Annotated in this window: 21 protein-coding genes; 15 read left to right on the top strand and 6 right to left on the bottom strand. The window is 72.4% G+C overall.

Translation table 11 applies throughout. The features are described 5' to 3' along the window. The first annotated feature begins 18 nt into the window (after positions 1-18). The 5 genes from ACYU8I_RS08060 (at position 19) to ACYU8I_RS08040 (ending at position 6,134) form a co-directional block, all read left to right on the top strand. On the top strand, positions 19-1,728 hold the full coding sequence (locus tag ACYU8I_RS08060; protein WP_460839331.1) for a glycoside hydrolase family 13 protein: 1,710 nt from the start codon (positions 19-21) through the stop codon (positions 1,726-1,728). 118 nt (positions 1,729-1,846) lie between these two features. After that, positions 1,847-3,157 carry an ABC transporter substrate-binding protein gene (locus tag ACYU8I_RS08055; protein ID WP_460839328.1) on the top strand — a complete coding sequence of 437 codons (1,311 nt, stop codon included), beginning with the start codon at positions 1,847-1,849 and terminating at the stop codon, positions 3,155-3,157. Beyond that, a complete protein-coding gene (locus ACYU8I_RS08050) occupies positions 3,154-4,086 on the top strand; it encodes a carbohydrate ABC transporter permease (protein ID WP_460839326.1) in 933 nt (310 codons plus the stop codon). Before ACYU8I_RS08055 ends, ACYU8I_RS08050 begins: the two co-directional genes overlap by 4 nt. Further along, positions 4,086-4,916 carry a carbohydrate ABC transporter permease gene (locus ACYU8I_RS08045; protein WP_460839325.1) on the top strand — a complete coding sequence of 277 codons (831 nt, stop codon included), beginning with the start codon at positions 4,086-4,088 and terminating at the stop codon, positions 4,914-4,916. Before ACYU8I_RS08050 ends, ACYU8I_RS08045 begins: the two co-directional genes overlap by 1 nt. Positions 4,917-4,946: 30 nt before the next feature. Next, positions 4,947-6,134, top strand: a complete 1,188-nt coding sequence (locus tag ACYU8I_RS08040) for an ABC transporter ATP-binding protein (protein ID WP_460839323.1) — start codon at positions 4,947-4,949, stop codon at positions 6,132-6,134. 30 nt (positions 6,135-6,164) lie between these two features. Here ACYU8I_RS08040 and ACYU8I_RS08035 read toward each other — a convergent pair whose 3' ends face one another. Both ACYU8I_RS08035 and ACYU8I_RS08030 read right to left on the bottom strand, forming a co-directional pair. After that, positions 6,165-7,049: a hypothetical protein gene (locus ACYU8I_RS08035; protein WP_460839321.1), complete on the bottom strand. Its 885-nt coding sequence runs from the start codon at positions 7,047-7,049 to the stop codon at positions 6,165-6,167. Between the two features lie 20 nt (positions 7,050-7,069). Continuing rightward, the gene (locus ACYU8I_RS08030; RefSeq protein WP_460839319.1) at positions 7,070-7,711 is read right to left on the bottom strand and encodes a metallophosphoesterase family protein; all 642 of its coding nucleotides are present in this window, start codon (positions 7,709-7,711) and stop codon (positions 7,070-7,072) included. 79 nt (positions 7,712-7,790) lie between these two features. Here ACYU8I_RS08030 and ACYU8I_RS08025 point away from each other — a divergent pair, with 79 nt between their 5' ends. After that, positions 7,791-8,558, top strand: a complete 768-nt coding sequence (locus ACYU8I_RS08025; protein ID WP_460839317.1) for an enoyl-CoA hydratase-related protein — start codon at positions 7,791-7,793, stop codon at positions 8,556-8,558. Between the two features lie 13 nt (positions 8,559-8,571). Here ACYU8I_RS08025 and ACYU8I_RS08020 read toward each other — a convergent pair whose 3' ends face one another. Both ACYU8I_RS08020 and ACYU8I_RS08015 read right to left on the bottom strand, forming a co-directional pair. After that, a complete protein-coding gene (locus ACYU8I_RS08020; protein ID WP_460839316.1) occupies positions 8,572-9,138 on the bottom strand; it encodes an isochorismatase family protein in 567 nt (188 codons plus the stop codon). Then, the gene (locus ACYU8I_RS08015) at positions 9,135-10,460 is read right to left on the bottom strand and encodes a nicotinate phosphoribosyltransferase (RefSeq protein ID WP_460839314.1); all 1,326 of its coding nucleotides are present in this window, start codon (positions 10,458-10,460) and stop codon (positions 9,135-9,137) included. Before ACYU8I_RS08015 ends, ACYU8I_RS08020 begins: the two co-directional genes overlap by 4 nt. 75 nt (positions 10,461-10,535) lie before the next feature. Here ACYU8I_RS08015 and clpS point away from each other — a divergent pair, with 75 nt between their 5' ends. The 9 genes from clpS to ACYU8I_RS07970 all read left to right on the top strand — a co-directional run bounded on the left by clpS (position 10,536) and on the right by ACYU8I_RS07970 (position 15,547). Then, entirely contained in the window at positions 10,536-10,832 is a 297-nt protein-coding gene (gene clpS / locus ACYU8I_RS08010; protein WP_460839313.1) for an ATP-dependent Clp protease adapter ClpS, read from the top strand. Beyond that, positions 10,829-11,407, top strand: coding sequence for a DUF2017 domain-containing protein (locus ACYU8I_RS08005; RefSeq protein WP_460839310.1), 579 nt, complete (start codon positions 10,829-10,831; stop codon positions 11,405-11,407). The genes clpS and ACYU8I_RS08005 overlap by 4 nt, the downstream gene beginning before the upstream one ends. A gap of 66 nt (positions 11,408-11,473) precedes the next feature. Beyond that, positions 11,474-11,899, top strand: coding sequence for a M67 family metallopeptidase (locus ACYU8I_RS08000; RefSeq protein WP_460839308.1), 426 nt, complete (start codon positions 11,474-11,476; stop codon positions 11,897-11,899). After that, positions 11,900-12,184 carry a MoaD/ThiS family protein gene (locus ACYU8I_RS07995; protein ID WP_460839305.1) on the top strand — a complete coding sequence of 95 codons (285 nt, stop codon included), beginning with the start codon at positions 11,900-11,902 and terminating at the stop codon, positions 12,182-12,184. 15 nt (positions 12,185-12,199) lie between these two features. Then, positions 12,200-13,147, top strand: coding sequence for a PLP-dependent cysteine synthase family protein (locus tag ACYU8I_RS07990; protein ID WP_460839303.1), 948 nt, complete (start codon positions 12,200-12,202; stop codon positions 13,145-13,147). A 7-nt stretch (positions 13,148-13,154) separates the two neighbouring features. Further along, positions 13,155-13,520, top strand: coding sequence for a hypothetical protein (locus tag ACYU8I_RS07985; RefSeq protein ID WP_460839300.1), 366 nt, complete (start codon positions 13,155-13,157; stop codon positions 13,518-13,520). Continuing rightward, entirely contained in the window at positions 13,517-13,945 is a 429-nt protein-coding gene (locus tag ACYU8I_RS07980; RefSeq protein ID WP_460839299.1) for a hypothetical protein, read from the top strand. The genes ACYU8I_RS07985 and ACYU8I_RS07980 overlap by 4 nt, the downstream gene beginning before the upstream one ends. Before the next feature lie 9 nt (positions 13,946-13,954). After that, positions 13,955-14,764, top strand: a complete 810-nt coding sequence (gene murI / locus ACYU8I_RS07975; RefSeq protein ID WP_460839297.1) for a glutamate racemase — start codon at positions 13,955-13,957, stop codon at positions 14,762-14,764. Positions 14,765-14,788: 24 nt separating this feature from the next. Next, positions 14,789-15,547, top strand: coding sequence for an MBL fold metallo-hydrolase (locus tag ACYU8I_RS07970; RefSeq protein ID WP_460839295.1), 759 nt, complete (start codon positions 14,789-14,791; stop codon positions 15,545-15,547). On the opposite strand, the gene ACYU8I_RS07965 is transcribed toward ACYU8I_RS07970, so the two are convergent. Next, positions 15,544-16,236 carry a response regulator gene (locus ACYU8I_RS07965; protein WP_460839293.1) on the bottom strand — a complete coding sequence of 231 codons (693 nt, stop codon included), beginning with the start codon at positions 16,234-16,236 and terminating at the stop codon, positions 15,544-15,546. The genes ACYU8I_RS07970 and ACYU8I_RS07965 overlap by 4 nt on opposite strands. Further along, a complete protein-coding gene (locus ACYU8I_RS07960; protein WP_460839291.1) occupies positions 16,224-17,408 on the bottom strand; it encodes a sensor histidine kinase in 1,185 nt (394 codons plus the stop codon). Before ACYU8I_RS07960 ends, ACYU8I_RS07965 begins: the two co-directional genes overlap by 13 nt. Between the last annotated feature and the right edge of the window lie 111 nt (positions 17,409-17,519).

Genomic DNA, 17,519 nt, shown 5'->3' with positions numbered 1-17,519 from the left:
ACCACGAAGGACCCCCGCATGAGCGAGACCGCTGCGACCGCCCCTGCCGCCGGCCAGGAGTGGTGGCGCGACGCCGTGATCTACCAGGTCTACCCACGCTCGTGGGCCGACTCCGACGGCGACGGCGTGGGTGACCTGCCCGGCATCATCGGGCGGCTGCCGCACCTCGTCGAGCTCGGCGTCGACGCGCTGTGGCTCTCGCCCTTCTACACCTCGCCGCAGAACGACGCGGGCTACGACGTGGCCGACTACCGCGACGTCGACCCGGTCTTCGGCCGGCTCGCCGACGCCGACGCGCTGGTGGAGCGCGCCCACGAGCTCGGCCTGCGCGTGGTGGTCGACCTGGTGCCCAACCACTCCTCGAGCGAGCACCCGTGGTTCCAGGCGGCGCTGGCGGCCGGGCCGGGCAGCCCCGAGCGGGCGCGCTACCTGTTCCGCGACGGCAAGGGGCCCGACGGCGCCGAGCCGCCGAACAACTGGGTCAGCAACTTCGGCGGCCGCGCGTGGAGTCGCGTCACCGAGGCCGACGGATCGCCCGGCCAGTGGTACCTCCACCTCTTCGACGTCACCCAGCCCGACTTCGACTGGACCAACCCCGAGGTCGGCGACGAGATGGTCTCGGTCATCCGCTTCTGGCTCGACCGCGGGGTCGACGGCTTCCGCATCGACGTCGCGCACGGGCTCGTCAAGGTCGAGGGCCTGCCCGACCTCCCGGTCGACGACGACGGGCTCGCCCCGCACGAGATGGACCTCGAGCGCACCTCGGTGCTGCCGATGTGGGACCAGCCCGGCGTGCACGACGTCTACCGCCGCTGGCGCACCGTCACCGACGCCTACGCCGTCGAGGGCGCCGATGCCGACCGCATCCTGTGCGCCGAGGCCTGGGTCAAGCCCGACGACGCGATGGCGGCCTACGTGCGCCCCGACGAGCTGCACCAGGCCTTCAACTTCAACTTCCTGGTGACTCCCTGGATCGCCGCCGAGCTCCGCGCCTCGATCACCCGCTCGCTCGAGGCGGTGGCCGGCTTCGGCTCGCCCCAGACCTGGGTGCTGTCCAACCACGACGTGGTCCGCCACGCCTCGCGGCTCGGCTTCGAGCCGGTCCCGGGCCCGCTGCACAACGCGGGCATCGGCGCCGACGACCCGCAGCCCGACGCCGAGGTGGGCCTGCGCCGCGCCCGTGCGGCGACGACGCTGATGCTGGCGCTGCCGGGGTCGGCCTACCTCTACCAGGGCGAGGAGCTCGGCCTGCCCGACGCCACCGACCTGCCCGACGAGGTCCGCCAGGACCCCACGTTCGTCAAGACCGAGGGTGCCCGGAAGGGTCGCGACGGCTGCCGGGTCCCGATGCCGTGGGAGGGCGACGCGCCGTCGTACGGCTTCGGTCCCGGCGAGGCGGCGTGGCTGCCGCAGCCCGCGTCGTACGGCGAGCTCGCCGTCGACCGGCAGGCGGGCGTCGATGGCTCGACGCTCGAGCTCTACCGCGCCCTGCTGCGGCTGCGGCGCGCGCACCGGCTCGGGCGCGGCTCGCTCGCATGGGTGGAGCCGGGCCAGGCCGACGTGGTCGCCTTCGACGTCAGCACCGACGACGGACGTGCGGTGCGCGTGGTCGCGAACGTCGGTGGGGCGCCGTACGCGCTGCCCGACGGCGAGCTGCTCGTCAGCAGCCTGCCCTGCGACGACGACCTGCTGCCGCCCGACTCGACCGCGTGGGTGCTGCGCCCCTGACCTGGGAGTTCTCACCGGAGGTGCGCAACCGGTGCTTGTGCCGGAGGGGTCGCGACCGTAGGTTGAGGCTCCATCCGGTGTGAGGGGGGTCACGCCGACGGACTCGGGAGGGCTGCTCATGCCTGGACGCACACCGGTGCTCGGGAAGCGACGCGGAAGGGTGCGTCGCAGCGCGGCGATCGCCGTCTCGGCCGCGACGGCCGCGACCGTGCTGGCCGGGTGCGGGGGTGACGACTCCGGCGCGATGGTCCTCAACTACTACGGCGACGCCTCGCAGCTCGGCATGACCGACGTCATGAAGGCCTGCTCCGACGCGTCCGGTGGCCGCTACCGCATCGTCGGCAACCTGCTGCCCAGCGACGCCGACGGTCAGCGCGAGCAGCTCGTGCGCCGCCTCGCGGCCGGCGACACCGGCATCGACATCGTGGGTCCCGACGTGACCTGGACGGCCGAGTTCGCCGAGGCCGGTTGGCTGGAGCCGATCACCGGCGCCGACGCGACGGAGGTGACCGAGGGCCTGCTGCAGCAGCCGATCGACACCGCGACGTGGAACGACACCCTGTACGCCATCCCGAAGAGCACCAACGTGCAGCTGCTCTGGTACCGCACCGATCTCGTCGACGACCCGCCGCAGACCTGGGACGAGATGTTCGACCAGGCCCAGGAGCTCAAGGACGCCGGCGAGCCCTACGTCATCGGCTTCACGGGGTCCCAGTACGAGGGCCTCGTGGTCGGCTTCAACACGATCCTGGCCTCCTTCGGCGGCACCATCGTCAACGACGACAGCACCGAGGTGACGATCGACGACAAGACCGTCGAGGCGCTCGACCTGCTGCAGCGCTTCGCCACCTCGGGCCTCGCCTCGGCGTCGCTGTCCAACAGCCAGGAGCCCGAGGTGTTCGCGCAGTTCCAGACCGGCGAGGCCGCCTTCATCCTCAACTGGCCCTACGTGCAGTCGGCCATGACCTCCGCGGCCGAGACGAGCCCCGAGGCCAAGGAGGTGCTCGACAACATGGCCGCCACCACCTTCCCGCGGGCCACCGAGTCGGAGCCCGCCCGGGTCACTCTCGGCGGCCGCAACATCGGGGTGAGCACCACCAGCAACCACAAGGCCGAGGCGTTCGAGGCGGCGAAGTGCATGGCCTCGCCCGACGCCCAGCTCAACCAGGCGACGGCCGCGGGAGACGTGCCCGTGACCGAGGCACTCTTCGAGGACGAGGCGGTGCGCGAGGTCTTCCCGCAGTACGAGGACATCCTCGAGCTCCTGCAGGACGCCTCCAACCGGCCCAAGTCGCCCGTCTACCAGAACATCTCCACCACGATCAGCAACGTCATCAGCCCGCCGTCGCAGATCGACCCGGAGCAGACGGCCGAGCAGCTCAGGAGCCAGATCCAGGACGCCCTGGAGGGACGGGGGATCCTGCCGTGAGCACCGCCACCACCGAGCCCGGCACCGCCCAGGACGACGAGGGCGCACGCATCGCGCGCCAGCGCCACAACGACGGGGTGCGCGCCGAGCGCCGCTTCGGGCTGATGCTGTGCGCACCGGCGGTCATCGTGATGACCGCCGTGACCGCCTACCCGATCGTCTACGCGGTCTACCTGTCGTTCATGAAGGCCGACCTGCGCACGCCCGAGCGGGAGTTCGTGGGCCTCGACAACTACGTCACGATCCTCTCGAGCCCCTACTGGTGGAACGCGTTCTTCGTGACCTCGTTCCTCACGGTGGCCGGCGCGATCCTGCAGCTCGTCTTCGGGATGATGCTGGCGATCGTCATGCACCGCACCATCGTGGGTCGCGGGCTGGTGCGCACCTCGGCACTGGTGCCGTACGCGATCGTCACCGTGGTGGCGGCGTTCTCCTGGCGCTTCGCGTGGACCCAGGGCATCGGCTGGCTGGCCGGTGACTCCGCGCCGCTGACCGAGCGGTGGCCCTCGCTGCTCATCATCCTGCTCAGCGAGGTCTGGAAGACCGTGCCCTTCATGGCGCTGCTGCTCATGGCCGGGCTCGCGCTCGTGCCGGAGGACCTCCTCAAGGCGGCCTCGATGGACGGCGCCAGCGCGTGGCAGCGGTTCTGGAAGGTCACCGTGCCGTTGATGAAGCCGGCGATCCTCGTCGCGCTGCTCTTCCGCGTCATGGACTCCTTCCGGATCTTCGACAACATCTTCGTGCTGACCAGCGGGGCCAACGACACCTCGTCGGTCTCGGTCATCGCCTACAACAACCTCATCGGTGGCCTCAACCTCGGCATCGGCTCGGCGATGGCGGTGCTCATCTTCATCACCATCGCGATCGTGGCGTACGTGTTCATCAAGGGCTTCGGCACCGCCGCGCCCGGGTCCGACGGAGGTCGCTGATGGTGGAGACTCCCCGACGCAAGCTCATGTGGGCGGGCGTCAACGCGATCGTGCTGCTGTACGCCTTCGTGCCGGTCATCTGGATCGTGTCGCTGTCGCTGAAGACCGACGGCTCGATCAACGACGGCAACTACATCGTGCGCTCGCCCACCTTCGAGCACTACCAGCAGATCTTCGCCAACAACGACTTCACCCGCGCGCTGCTCAACTCGATCATGATCTGCGGCATCTCGACCTTCCTGGCGCTGCTCATCGGCACCTCGGCGGCCTACGCGATCGCGCGGCTGAGCTTCCCCGGGAAGAAGGCGATCGTCGGGGCCTCGCTGCTCGTGGCGATGTTCCCCCAGATCGCGCTGGTGACCCCGCTGTTCGGCATCACCGTGGCCATCGGCATCTTCGACACCTGGCTCGGCCTGATCATCCCCTACATCACCTTCGCGCTCCCGCTGGCGATCTACACCCTGTCGGCGTTCTTCCGCGAGATCCCCTGGGAGCTGGAGAAGGCCGCCAAGATGGACGGCGCGACGCCGTACCAGGCCTTCCGCAAGGTGATCGCGCCGCTGGCGATGCCCGGGGTCTTCACCACGGCCATCCTCGTCTTCATCAACTGCTGGAACGACTTCCTGTTCGCCCTGTCGCTGACCTCGACCAACCGGGCGCGCACCGTGCCGGCGGCGCTGTCCTACTTCCAGGGCGCCACCACCTTCGAGCAGCCCACCCAGGCGATCGCCGCGGCGGCGGTCGTCATCACGATCCCGATCGTCATCTTCGTGCTCGTCTTCCAACGGCGCATCGTCGCCGGCCTGACGTCCGGAGCCGTCAAGGGCTGAGGCCCGCGACACCTACCCAAGGAGAGTCTCGTGGCAGAAATCGTCCTCGACCACGTGGTCAAGCGCTACCCCGACGGCGCCCTCGCCGTCGACGACTTCAACCTGACGATCGCCGACGGGGAGTTCATCATCCTGGTCGGGCCGTCGGGCTGCGGGAAGTCCACGACCCTCAACATGGTCGCGGGCCTCGAGGACATCACCCAGGGCGAGCTGCGCATCGACGGCAAGGTCGTCAACGACCGGGCGCCGAAGGACCGCGACATCGCCATGGTGTTCCAGTCCTACGCGCTCTACCCCCACATGACGGTCGGCGAGAACATGGCGTTCCCGCTCACCCTCGCGGGCGTCGACAAGGGCACCATCAAGCAGAAGGTCGACGAGGCGGCGACGATGCTGGAGCTCACCCAGCACCTCGACCGCAAGCCCGCCAACCTCTCCGGAGGCCAGCGGCAGCGCGTCGCGATGGGGCGGGCCATCGTACGCAGCCCCAAGGCCTTCCTCATGGACGAGCCGCTGTCGAACCTCGACGCCAAGCTGCGCGTGCAGATGCGCACCCAGGTCTCCCGCATCCAGAAGTCGCTCGCCACCACCACCCTCTACGTCACCCACGACCAGACCGAGGCCATGACCCTGGGCGACCGGGTCGTCGTGATGCGCGGCGGCATCGTGCAGCAGGTCGGCTCGCCGACGAACCTCTACGAGCGCCCGCACAACATCTTCGTCGCGGGCTTCATCGGCAGTCCGTCGATGAACTTCCTGCCGGCCACGATCGAGGGCGACACCCTGCGCACCGACCTCGGCGCGCTCACGATGCCCGACCGGATCCGCCAGGCGGTCGAGCAGAGCTCCTCGCGCGACGTCGTCGTCGGGATCCGGCCCGAGCACTTCGAGGACGCCTCCCTCGTGGGCGACAAGCCGGGCTCGACCGTCGACGTCACCATCGACCTCGTCGAGTCGATGGGCTCCGACGTCTTCGCCTACTTCACCGTCAGCGGCGACGCGGCGTCCTCGCAGGACCTCGCCGACCTCGCCGCCGACACGGGCCAGGACATGCAGGCGCAGGGCGTGCAGGTCAACGCCCGCCTCGACCCCGCCTCCCACGTCTCCTCGGGCCAGCCCGCGACGCTGTGGGTCGACACCGCGAAGATCCACGTCTTCGACGCCGACTCCGGCATTAACCTCACCGAGTCGGCGCACGAGGGCGCGGGCGTCGGCTGACCCCGGCCCAGGGGGAGGACCAGGGGCTGCTCAGGCCCGTACGGCGCCGCCGGGCGAGGACCGCGTCCGGCGGCGCTGCTGCTCGCGGATGACCTCGAGCACGTCGGTGGTCCAGTCGTGCTCGCGGATCAGGCGGTAGCGCTCGCCCGCGACGCGGATGTAGGCGTCGGCGCCGGTCTCCTCGGGCCCGCGCACGCCGGCCTGGTCGATCATCGACAGCACCGGGGTGAACTCCTCGTCGAACCAACGACGCGCCATCGTCTCCTGGTCGACGTAGGCGCCCTCGCGGTGCATCAGGCGGGTCGCCCAGGCCTCGATCATCTCCGCGAGGCGGTGGTAGTCGGTGGGGTCGGTGCAGGTGATCGCAGCACGCTGCGCCCCGGTGAGCGGCACCCGGCGCAGGAAGCGCAGGCCCCAGTTCTTGGCGTCGAGGTCGCGCCGACCACCGATGCCGTCGGTGTCGATGACGGTGTCGATCTCGGTGACGCTCGCCTCGATGTCGCTCGCCCCGAGCGCCCGCGCCACCGACACCCGGTGGTGCCCGTCGGAGACGAAGTAGAGGTTGCCGAGCTTGTAGACGTCGATGGGCGGCAACGGGTGGCCCTCGCGGGCGAGCCGGGAGACGTTCTCCCAGCGCTTGCGGCTCTTGTCGGAGGTGGGCCGGAAGCGGCGGTCGAAGTCGCGGACCTTGTCGACCGAGCCCACGATCTGGTCGAGCGGGATGACCTGGACCCCGAGACGACGCTCTCCGCGGCGCCCGAGCGCCTGCACGGTCTCGCTGAACGACAGGCTCTCGCGGGCAGCCTGCGGGTCGGCCCGCAACCAGCCGGCGAGCTGGGAGAGGGTCTGGTGACGACGCGCGCGCAGGAAGTCGCTCTCGGCGTCGGCGCGCGCGGAGCCGGAGTCACGGACCATGGCTCCATTGTGGACCCGGGTCAGGCCGTGCGCGCAGCCCTCATCGAGACGCGCGGGGTGATGTCGAGCACCCGCCACGGGATGACGTTGCGGATGGTGGTCGTGCCGAGGCGTCGGTCGGGCATCTGCATGCCGTAGGGGTGGATGTGGCCGTGCAGGTGCCAGGTGGGCTCGAGCCGCCCGATCACCTGGTGCAGCGCCTCGATCCCGACGTGGGGGCGGTCGTCGCCGTCGCCGAGGTCCTTGGGCGGGGCGTGCGTCAGCAGCACGTCGACCGGGCCGGCCTTGCGGGCCCGACGCAGCAGCTTGGCCGCGCGGCCGGCGTACTGGCGCTGGGTGTACTGGTGCGGGCCGGGGCGGTAGCGGACGCAGCCGCCGAGACCGGCGATCGTCAGGCCGGCGGCCCGCACGACCTGCTGGTCGGCGTGGACGACGCCCAGCGGGCGGGTGCCGCCGTAGGGGTCGTCGCGGTCGACCGTGATCTCGGGGTCGTGGTTGCCCGGGACGTAGACGACCGGGCAGGACACGGTGCTGGTGACCCACTCGACGTAGTCGAAGGGCAGGTCGCCGGCGGAGAGGACCACGTCGGGGGCGATGTCGCGCAGGGTGCGCTCGGTGAGGTTGGACGCGACCTCGTCGGCGATGACGAGGGTGGTGACCATCACGCGAGCCTAGGTGACACGGCTCACCCGAGGACACCCGACGTGGCGCGCGTCACCCGGGGCCTGGTAGGCCGTGGGCATGACGGTGCGGGTCGAACGTGACGGCGGGGTCCTCCGACTGGTGCTCGACGCACCCGAGCGGCGCAACGCGCTCGACCCCGCGATGATGGGCGAGCTGCTCGACCGGGTGCACGGTGCAGCGGCCGACGACGCCGTCCGGGTGGTGCTGCTCACCGGCACCGGGCGCGCCTTCTGCGCGGGCGCCGACGTCGGCGGCGTCGACGCCCACGAGCGCTACGACGCCGGCTCGGTCGACGCCGCCAACGACATCGTCCGGGCGCTGGTGCAGCTCGACCGCCCGGTGGTGTGCGGCCTCAACGGCGTCGCCGCCGGGGTGGGGCTGTCCCTGGCGCTGGCCTGCGACCTCGTGGTCGCCACGGCCTCGGCGTCGCTCACCGTCGCCTTCACCCGCATCGGCCTGATGCCCGACGGCGGCGCCTCCGCCCTGCTGGCGGCGAGCGTCGGCCGGGCGCGGGCGATGCGCCTGGCGCTGACGAGCGAGCGGCTGTCGGCCGGGGCGGCCCACGACCTGGGGCTGGTCAGCCACCTGCTGCCCGACGATGAGTACGCCGCCGGGCTGGAGCGGGTGGTCGACGAGCTGGCGGCCGGTGCACCGCTCGCGCTGGCGGCGACCAAGAAGGCGGTCAACGCCGCCGCGCTCGACGGTCTCGAGGCCGCCTTCGCCCGCGAGCGGTCGGGCCAGTCGGTGCTGCTGCGCACGGCCGACGCGGCCGAGGGCATGGCCGCCTTCGGCGAGCGGCGGGCGCCGCGGTTCGAGGGCCGGTAGGCGGGCTGAGCCGCTAGGCCGGCACGACCTCTGCGCCGGCGGCCGTGAGGGCGGCCAGGGCGGCGTCGGTGGTCTGCGGCGCCACGCCGGCGCTCAGCCCGAGCAGCACGCGCGTGGTGAAGCCCGCCGCGACGGCGTCGAGGGCGGTGGCGCGCACGCAGTGGTCGGTGGCCAGGCCGCAGACGTCGACCCGGTCGACGCCCCGGGCGCGCAGGTCGTCGGCCAGCAGCGTGCCGGTGTCGTCGGTGCCCTCGAAGCCGGAGTAGGCGGCTTCGTGGCGGCCCTTGCGGAAGACGCCGTCGAAGCGGGTGCCGGCCAGCTCCTCGCGCAGCTCCTCGCCGGGAGTGCCGACCTCGCAGTGCACCGGCCAGGAGTCGACGTAGTCGGGCGTGGCCGACCAGTGGTCGCCCGGGTCGACGTGGTGGTCCCGGGTCGCGACCACGACGTCGTAGCCGTGGTCGCCGGCCAGCAGCTCGGCGATGCGTGCGGCCACGGCCGTGCCGCCGGTGACCGGCAGCGAGCCGCCCTCGCAGAAGTCGTTCTGCACGTCGACGACGACGAGCGCCCGGCGCCCGCTCATCGGGGGGCCATCAGCACGGTCTCGATCACGGGGTCACCCTTCGACAGCTGCCGCGCGATCGTGGGCAGCTCTTGTCGCGCTCGCTCGTGACGCGCGCGAGCGGCGTCCAGCGGCTCGTGGCGCAGCACCTCGCCGCCGCGCACGAGGGGCTCGAGCAGCGGGCGCGCGCTGGCCTCGTCGTGGTCGGGCCGTCCCACGCCGATCACCTCGGCGCTCGCGCGGCCGTCGTCGCCGCGACGGCGCAGGGCGTACTTGCGGCCGCCGATCGAGATCTTGCCCGCGCTGCTCTTGGCCACCGACTCGAGCCGACCGTGGCTGTCCTCGCGGGCGACCAGCTTGTAGACGAAGCCGCACGTGGGGGCACCCGAACCGGTGACCAGCTCGGTGCCGACGCCGTAGCCGTCGACCGGGGCCGAGGCGAGGCCGGCGATGGCGAACTCGTCGAGGTCGGAGGTGACGATGATGCGGGTGTCGACGGCCCCGAGGTCGTCGAGCTGCGCCCGCACCTCGTGGGCGAGCATGCCGAGGTCGCCCGAGTCGAGCCGCACGGCGCCGAGTCCGGGCCCGGCCAGCTCGACGCCGCGGCGCACGGCGGAGGCCACGTCGTAGGTGTCGACCAGCAGCGTGGTGCCGGTGCCGAGCGAGGAGACCTGGGCCCGGAAGGCGTCCTCCTCGGTGTCGTGGAGCAGCGTGAAGCTGTGGGCGCTGGTGCCGGTCGAGGGCACGCCGTAGCGGTGCCGGGCCATGAGGTTGGAGGTGGCGGCGAAGCCGGCGACGTACGCCGCCCTCGCGCTCGCCACCGCGGCCCACTCGTGGGTGCGGCGCGAGCCCATCTCGATGCACGGGCGGTCGCCCGCGGCCCACGTCATGCGCGAGGCGGCCGAGGCGATCGCCGAGTCGTGGTTGTAGACCGAGAGCAGCAGCGTCTCGAGGAGCACCGCCTCGGCGAAGCTCGACTCGACGACGAGCAGCGGCGAGAACGGGAAGTAGACCTCGCCCTCCGGGTAGCCCCAGATGTTGCCGGAGAAGCGGTACGACGCGAGCCAGTCGAGGGTGCGGTCGTCGACGAGGCGCTGGTCGGAGAGCATCGACAGCTCGTCGTCGCCGATCCGGAAGGCCTCCAGCGCCTCCAGCGCCCGCCCGACGCCGGCGACCACGCCGTAGCGGCGACCCGGGGGCAGCCGCCGGGGGAAGAGCTCGAAGAAGGAGTGACGGTGCGCGGCGCCCGAGGCGAGCGACGCCTGGAGCATGGTGAGCTCGTAGTGGTCGGTCAGCAGCGCCGTCGACCCCGTGGCGACGGGCGGTGCTCCGGGTGTGGTCACCGGAGCAGGCTACGCGGGAGCGACCACTGCTGCCGCCCGGAGGGGCCGCTGACGGGGCTGTGCACAATAGGGCCCGTGTCCACCTCACCCGTCGAGCTGGAGGAGCCCGAGGTCGACGACCTCGTCGAGCCCGCGACGCCGTGGGTGACGATCGTGTGGAACGACCCGGTCAACCTCATGTCCTACGTGACCTTCGTGTTCCAGACCTACTTCGGCTACCCCCGCAAGAAGTCGGAGAAGCTGATGATGGAGGTGCACGAGGACGGCCGGTCGGTGGTGAGCACCGGCAGCCGCGAGGAGATGGAGCGCGACGTGCAGGCGATGCACGGCTACGGCCTGTGGGCGACCCTGCAGAAGGCCGACCGGTCGTGAGCGCCGGCTTCCGGCGCCACCGTCGCAGCGGCTCGGCGGTCGCGACCTTCACCGTCTTCGAGGCCGACCTGCTGCGATCGCTGGCCGCCCAGCTGATCGAGCTGCTGCGCAGCGAGGAGGCGATGCCGAGCGACGCCGACCCGCTCGAGGCGCTGCTCGACTTCTCCGGCCCCACCACCGAGCCCGAGGACCCCGTGCTCGCCCGGCTGTTCCCGACCGCCTACCCCGAGGACGAGGAGGCGGCCGGCGACTTCCGTCGCTTCACCGAGTCGGGGCTTCGCGAGGGCAAGGCGGCCGGCGCCGCCGCCGTCATCGACACCCTCGAGGACGCCGGGTTGGCCCCCGAGCCCGAGGACGGCGTCTTCATCGACGTCGAGCTCGACGGGGAGGCCACGTGGGCGTGGCTGCGCAGCTTCACCGACATGCGGCTGGCCATCGCGACCCGCCTCGGCATCGAGGACGACGACGAGCCGGTCTGGGCCGAGCTGCCCGACGACGACCCCCGCGCCCAGGTGCACGACATCTACGAGTGGCTCGGCTTCCTGCAGGAGACCCTGGTCCGCAGCGCCAGCTGACCCACGGGCTGACCACGGGTCGGGCAGCGGCGGGGGAGCGGGCGGCGTACCCCTAGGCTGGACGACGTGCTCGTGCTGACGAAGGCGATCCGTGACGGCATCGTCGCCCACGCCAAGCGGGACCACCCCGACGAGGCGTGCGGCATCGTGGCCGGCCCCGAGGGCGGCGACCGCGCGGAGCGGCTCGTGGAGATGGTCAACGCGGCGGGCTCGCCGACGTTCTACGAGTTCGACTCCGGTGAGCTGCTGTCGCTGTACAAGCAGATGTGGGCCCAGGACGAGGAGCCGGTGGTGGTCTACCACTCCCACACGGCGACCGAGGCCTACCCGAGCCGCACCGACATCGGCTTGGCCAGCGAGCCGGGGGCCCACTACGTGCTCGTCAGCACGCGCGAGCACGGGAATAGTGACGGACCTGTGGAGTTCAGGTCGTACCGGATCATCGACGGCGAGGTGACCGAGGAAGAGGTCACCATCGTGGAGGAGTACTAAATGGCGATCGACGTCCGCATCCCCACCATCCTGCGCACCTACACCGGTGGCGCCAAGGAGGTGCAGGGCTCCGGCGGCACCCTGGCCGACCTCATCGAGGACCTCGAGGCCAGCCACCCCGGCCTGAAGGACCGGCTGGTGGAGCACAAGGACGGCACCGACGACCTGCGCCGCTTCGTCAACCTCTACGTCAACGACGAGGACGTCCGCTTCACCGGCGGGCTCGGCACCGAGCTCAGCGACGGCGACCAGGTCGTCGTGCTGCCGGCGGTCGCGGGCGGCTGAGCCGACCCGCTCACCATGCGCTTCGACAACCTGCTCGACTCGGTCGGCGGCACCCCGTTGGTGGGGCTGCCGCGGCTCTCGCCGTCCCCCGACGTGCGGCTGTGGGCCAAGCTCGAGGACCGCAACCCCACCGGCTCGGTCAAGGACCGGCCGGCGCTGCGCATGATCGAGCAGGCCGAGAAGGACGGCACGCTGCGGCCGGGCTGCACCATCCTCGAGCCGACGTCGGGCAACACCGGCATCTCGCTGGCGATGGCCGCCAAGCTCAAGGGCTACCGCATCGTGTGCGTGATGCCCGAGAACACCTCCGAGGAGCGGCGCCAGCTGCTGCGCATGTGGGGGGCCGAGATCGTCTCCTCGCCCGCGGCGGGCGGCTCCAACGAGGCGGTCCGGGTGGCCAAGCGGGTCGCCGAGGAGCACCCCGACTGGGTGATGCTCTACCAGTACGGCAACGACGCCAACGCGCTCGCGCACGAGGAGTCGACCGGCCCCGAGCTGCTCGCCGACCTGCCCGAGATCACGCACTTCGTGGCGGGCCTCGGCACGACCGGCACCCTGATGGGCACCAGCCGGTACTTCCGGCGCCACAAGCCCGAGGTCAGGATCGTCGCGGCCGAGCCGCGCTACGGCGAGCTGGTCTACGGCCTGCGCAACCTCGACGAGGGCTTCGTGCCCGAGCTCTACGACGCCGACCTCATCGACTCGCGCTTCTCGGTCGGGCCGCGCGACGCCGTACGCCGCACGCGCGAGCTGCTGGAGCAGGAGGGCATCTTCGCCGGCATCTCGACGGGCGCGATCCTGCACGCCGCGCTCGGTCAGGCGGCCAAGGCCCTCAAGGCCGGCGAGCGCGCCGACATCGCCTTCGTGGTGTGCGACGGCGGGTGGAAGTACCTCTCCACCGGGGCCTACGAGGGCACCGTCGACGAGGCGGAGGACGCGCTCGAGGGCCAGCTGTGGGCCTGAGGTCCCCGTGAGCTGGTACATGCTCGCGCTCGGCGTGGTCTGCCTCGGCTTCGCCGTGTGGCTCGTCGTCGAGATGGTGCGCAACGTGCAGCCGGGCGGCTGGCTCGTCGACGGCCTCGGTGTCGTGGCGGTCGGCGTGCTGGGCGTGACGGTGTGGGGCGTCGTACGCCTCCTCGGCGACCGCGGCGACGTCCCCGTCGGGGAGTACCTCGGATACCTCTTCCTGGTGCCGTTCTTCGTCCCCGCCGGCATCGTCTGGTCGCAGGGCGAGAAGTCGCGCTCGGGCACCGCCGTGCTGCTGGTCGCCGTGCTGACGGTGCCGTTCCTGCTGCTGCGGCTGCACGACATCTGGGTCAACGGGACGGCGGCGTGACGGGCGCGACCAGCGACGAGCTGCGCACGGGGTGGGGCCGGGTGCTCGTCTTCGTCTACGGCACCTTCGCGGTCGCCGCGACAGGTCGGTCGTCGCTGCAGCTGGCGACCCAGGCGTCCGAGGCGCCGCTGCCCTACACGCTCTCGGCGCTCGCCGCGGTCGTCTACCTGCTCGCCACCTTCGCGCTCGCGACGGGCCGGCGGCGACTGGCGTGGACCAGCGTCGGAGTCGAGCTCGCCGGGGTGCTGCTCGTCGGGCTCACCAGCGAGGTGCTCCCGCAGGACTACCCCGACCGCACGGTGTGGTCCGACTTCGGCGCCGGCTACGGGTTCGTGCCGCTGGTGCTGCCGCTCGTCGGGCTGTGGTGGCTGTGGCACACCTCTCGTCGGCCCGTCGGGGCCCCACGCGAACCCCACGCGCACTAGATTCTCCCCGTGACCGACGCGCCCATCGGCATCTTCGACTCCGGCTTCGGGGGCCTCACCGTCGCGCGCGCCGTCATGGACCAGCTGCCGCACGAGTCGGTCGTCTACCTCGGCGACACCGCGCGGCAGCCCTACGGGCCCAAGCAGATCGGCGAGGTCCGCGAGTACGCCCTGGAGTGCCTCGACCACCTGGTCGACCACGGCGTCAAGGCGTTGGTCATCGCCTGCAACTCCGCCAGCGCCGCGGTGCTGCGCGACGCCCGCGAGCGCTACGACGTGCCCGTGGTCGAGGTGATCCTCCCGGCCGCCCGCCGCGCGGTCGCCGCGACGCGCTCCGGCGAGGTCGGCGTGATCTGCACCCGGGCCACCGCCGACTCGCTGGCCTACGACGACGCGCTCGCCGCCGTGCCCGGGGTGCGGCTGCACACCCGGGTCTGCCCACGGTTCGTCGAGCTCGTCGAGCAGGGCGTCACCAGCGGCCCCGAGCTGCTCGCGGCCGCCCACGACTACCTCGACCCGCTGGTCGAGGCCGAGGTCGACACGCTCATCCTCGGGTGCACGCACTACCCCCTGCTGACGGGCGTCATCTCGTTCGTGATGGGGGAGTCGGTGACGCTCGTGAGCAGCGCCGAGGAGTGCGCCAAGGACCTCTACCGCACGCTGGTCTCGCGCGGGCTGCAGCGCCCCGACTCCGCCGTCCCTGCGCACCGCTTCCTCACGACCGGGCAGCCCGAGGAGTTCGCGACCATCGGGCAGCGCTTCCTGGGCCCCGAGCTGCAGCGCGCGACCCAGTACGCCGGCGCCTGGGCGAGCGTGTGAGGCTCTGACCATGTGGACGCGGCGATGAGGGTCACGGTCGTCGGCTGCTCGGGGTCCTACCCCGGCCCGGCCTCGTCGGCGAGCTGCTACCTCGTCGAGGCCGACCTCGACGGCCGCACCTGGCGGATCCTGCTCGACCTCGGCAGCGGCGCCCTCGGCACGCTGCAGCGGCTCTCCGACGCCACCGCGATCGACGCGGTCTTCCTCTCGCACCTGCACGCCGACCACTGCCTCGACCTGTGCGGCTACTACGTGATGCGCAAGTACCACCCCGGCGGCGCGCTCCCGCGCATCCCGGTGTGGGGGCCGGCCGACACCGCCGGGCGCATGGCACGGGCCTACGACCTCGACGACGACCCCGGCATGACCGAGGAGTTCGACTTCCGCCCCTACGGCACCACCGCGGTCCACCTCGGCCCCTTCGTCGTGACCGCACGCCGGGTGGTGCACCCGGTGACCGCCTACGGCCTCCAGGTGGCCGCCGGCGGCAAGGTGCTGGCGTACTCCGGCGACACCGGCGTCTGCCACGGCCTCGACGACACCGCCCGCGAGGCCGACCTGTTCTTGTGCGAGGCGTCGTTCATGGAGGGCGCGCCCAACCCGCCCGACCTGCACCTCACCGGTGCCGAGGCCGCCCGCACCGCCGCTCAGGCCGGCGCCAGGCGGCTGGTGCTGACCCACGTGCCGCCGTGGCACGACCCCCAGGCCGTGCTGGCCGAGGCGCGGCCGGAGTACGACGGCCCCATCGACCTCGCCGAGGTCGGGCAGGTCTACGAGCTCTAGTCGGCCAGGTCCGCGTCGATCACGAGGATGGCGATCTGGACGCGGTTGTCGACGCCGAGCTTGGTGAACAGCCGCCCCACGTGGGTCTTGACCGTCGGCACGCTGAGGTGGAGCTCGGCGGCGACGTCGGCGTTGCTGAGCCCGCGGGCGATCGCGCCGGCCACCTCGAGCTCGCGCTCGGTCAGTGCCTCCAGCCGGTGCCGCGCCGCCGCGGCGCGGGCGCTCGCCCCGTGACCCGCCGACTCGCGCAGCCGCCCGATCAGCCGCTGGGTCACGCTGGGGGAGAGGGCGGGCTCGCCGCGGGCGACGCGGCGCACGGCGTCGACGATGCGCTCGGGCGGGGTGTCCTTGAGCAGGAAGCCGGCGGCGCCGGCCGCGAGCGCGCGCTCGACGTGGTCGTCGGCGTCGAAGGTGGTCAGCACCAGCACGGCCGGGGGGTCGGCCCGGGCGAGCAGCCGCTCGGTCGCCTCGAGGCCGCCGAGCACGGGCATGCGCACGTCCATCAGCACCACGTCGGGGTCGTGGGTGTCGACGGCGTCGAGGGCGGCGGCGCCGTCGGCGGCCTCGCCCACCACCTCGAGGTCGGCGCTGCCGCCGAGGATCAGCGCGAGCCCGGAGCGCACCAGCGGGTCGTCGTCGACCAGGAGCAGGCGGACCGGGCCGTCGTGCTGCGCCGTTACGTCGCCCACGGCAGCCATACCTCCAGGACGAAGCGGTCGCCGTCGACCGCGTGGGTGAGGGTGCCGCCGCGGAGCTCGGCGCGCTCGGCGAGGCCGACCATGCCGTACCCGGGTCGCGTGGCGCTGCGCAGCGCACCGGCCGGCAGCGGGTTGGCGACGCGGATGCGCAGCCCGGCCGTGGGGTCGCCGCCCACCGTGACGGCGGCCGACGCGCCGGGCGCGTGCTTGCGCACGTTGGTCAGCCCCTCCTGCACGACGCGGTAGGCCGTGCGGCCGAGCGCGTCGGGCACCGCCGAGGGGTCGTCGACGTCGAGGTCGAGGCTGACCCTGGTGCCCGACCCGCGGGCGGCCTCGACCAGCTCGGGCAGGTCGCGCAGCGTCGGCTGCGGGCGGTCGGCCGCGACCGTGTCGCTCCCGCCGTCGTCGCCGCGCAGCACGCCGAGCACCGAGCGGAGGTCGCTCATGGCCAGGTTGGCGTTGTCGAGGATGACCTGCGCGCTCTCGGCGACCTGGTCGCGGTCGAGGTCGCGCCGGAAGCTCAGGGCGCCCGCGTGCATGCTCACCAGCGAGATCCGGTGGCCGAGCACGTCGTGCATCTCGCGCGCGATCCGCTGGCGCTCGGTCGCGCGAGCCTGCTGCACCCGCAGCGCCTGCTCCGACTCCGCCCGCTCGGCGCGCTCCCGGAGCGTCCACAGCAGCTCGCGGCGCGAGCCGACGTACATGCCCCAGACGACGACCGCCACGGAGACGATGGCGTTGAGCAGGGCGTCGAGCCAGACCGGCTGGAGGTCGCGGGGGTCGGGGTAGGTGACCGACCAGATCGTGCCCGAGGCGAAGCTGAGCACGGCGAGCACGACGAGCTGGCCGCGCTTGCGGTGCGTCGCGGCCGAGACCGTCGCGAGCACCGCCGGACCGGCCGCGGTGCCCGAGACGACCGTGACCAGGTTGACCAGCACCGCCACCGCGAACGGTGCGCGGCGGCGCCACTGCACGACCACGAGGGCCGCGACGCCGACCACCACGTCGAGGACGACCCAGCCGGCGCCACGGTCGAGCTGCTGGCTCGCGGCCACGCCCCAGGCGAGCACCGAGACGAGCAGCACCAGCACGGTGCGCCACGCGTGCCCCCACCAGCCGAGCGGCGGCTGCCAGGGCTGGGGGTCGGGGGACAGGAGCCTCACGGGACCAGCCTAGGAACAGTCGTGACGTCCGGCATCGGTCGCCGGTCGCGGCGGGGCCGGGCGCGCTCCGACTTTGGTCGTACGCCGCCCGCACCAGGTCGGGCCTGTGGA

Source organism: Nocardioides marmoraquaticus (assembly GCF_054777915.1).
This window is presented reverse-complemented; position numbering and strand designations above follow the sequence as displayed.

Coding starts and splice junctions, on each gene's coding strand:
- ACYU8I_RS08060 (WP_460839331.1), top strand. CDS start 19: ATGAGCGAGACCGCTGCGACCGCCCCTGCCGCCGGCCAGGAGTGGTGG.
- ACYU8I_RS08055 (WP_460839328.1), top strand. CDS start 1,847: ATGCCTGGACGCACACCGGTGCTCGGGAAGCGACGCGGAAGGGTGCGT.
- ACYU8I_RS08045 (WP_460839325.1), top strand. CDS start 4,086: ATGGTGGAGACTCCCCGACGCAAGCTCATGTGGGCGGGCGTCAACGCG.
- ACYU8I_RS08035 (WP_460839321.1), bottom strand. CDS start 7,049: ATGGTCCGTGACTCCGGCTCCGCGCGCGCCGACGCCGAGAGCGACTTC.
- ACYU8I_RS08030 (WP_460839319.1), bottom strand. CDS start 7,711: ATGGTCACCACCCTCGTCATCGCCGACGAGGTCGCGTCCAACCTCACC.
- ACYU8I_RS08025 (WP_460839317.1), top strand. CDS start 7,791: ATGACGGTGCGGGTCGAACGTGACGGCGGGGTCCTCCGACTGGTGCTC.
- ACYU8I_RS08020 (WP_460839316.1), bottom strand. CDS start 9,138: ATGAGCGGGCGCCGGGCGCTCGTCGTCGTCGACGTGCAGAACGACTTC.
- ACYU8I_RS07995 (WP_460839305.1), top strand. CDS start 11,900: ATGGCGATCGACGTCCGCATCCCCACCATCCTGCGCACCTACACCGGT.
- ACYU8I_RS07990 (WP_460839303.1), top strand. CDS start 12,200: ATGCGCTTCGACAACCTGCTCGACTCGGTCGGCGGCACCCCGTTGGTG.
- ACYU8I_RS07970 (WP_460839295.1), top strand. CDS start 14,789: ATGAGGGTCACGGTCGTCGGCTGCTCGGGGTCCTACCCCGGCCCGGCC.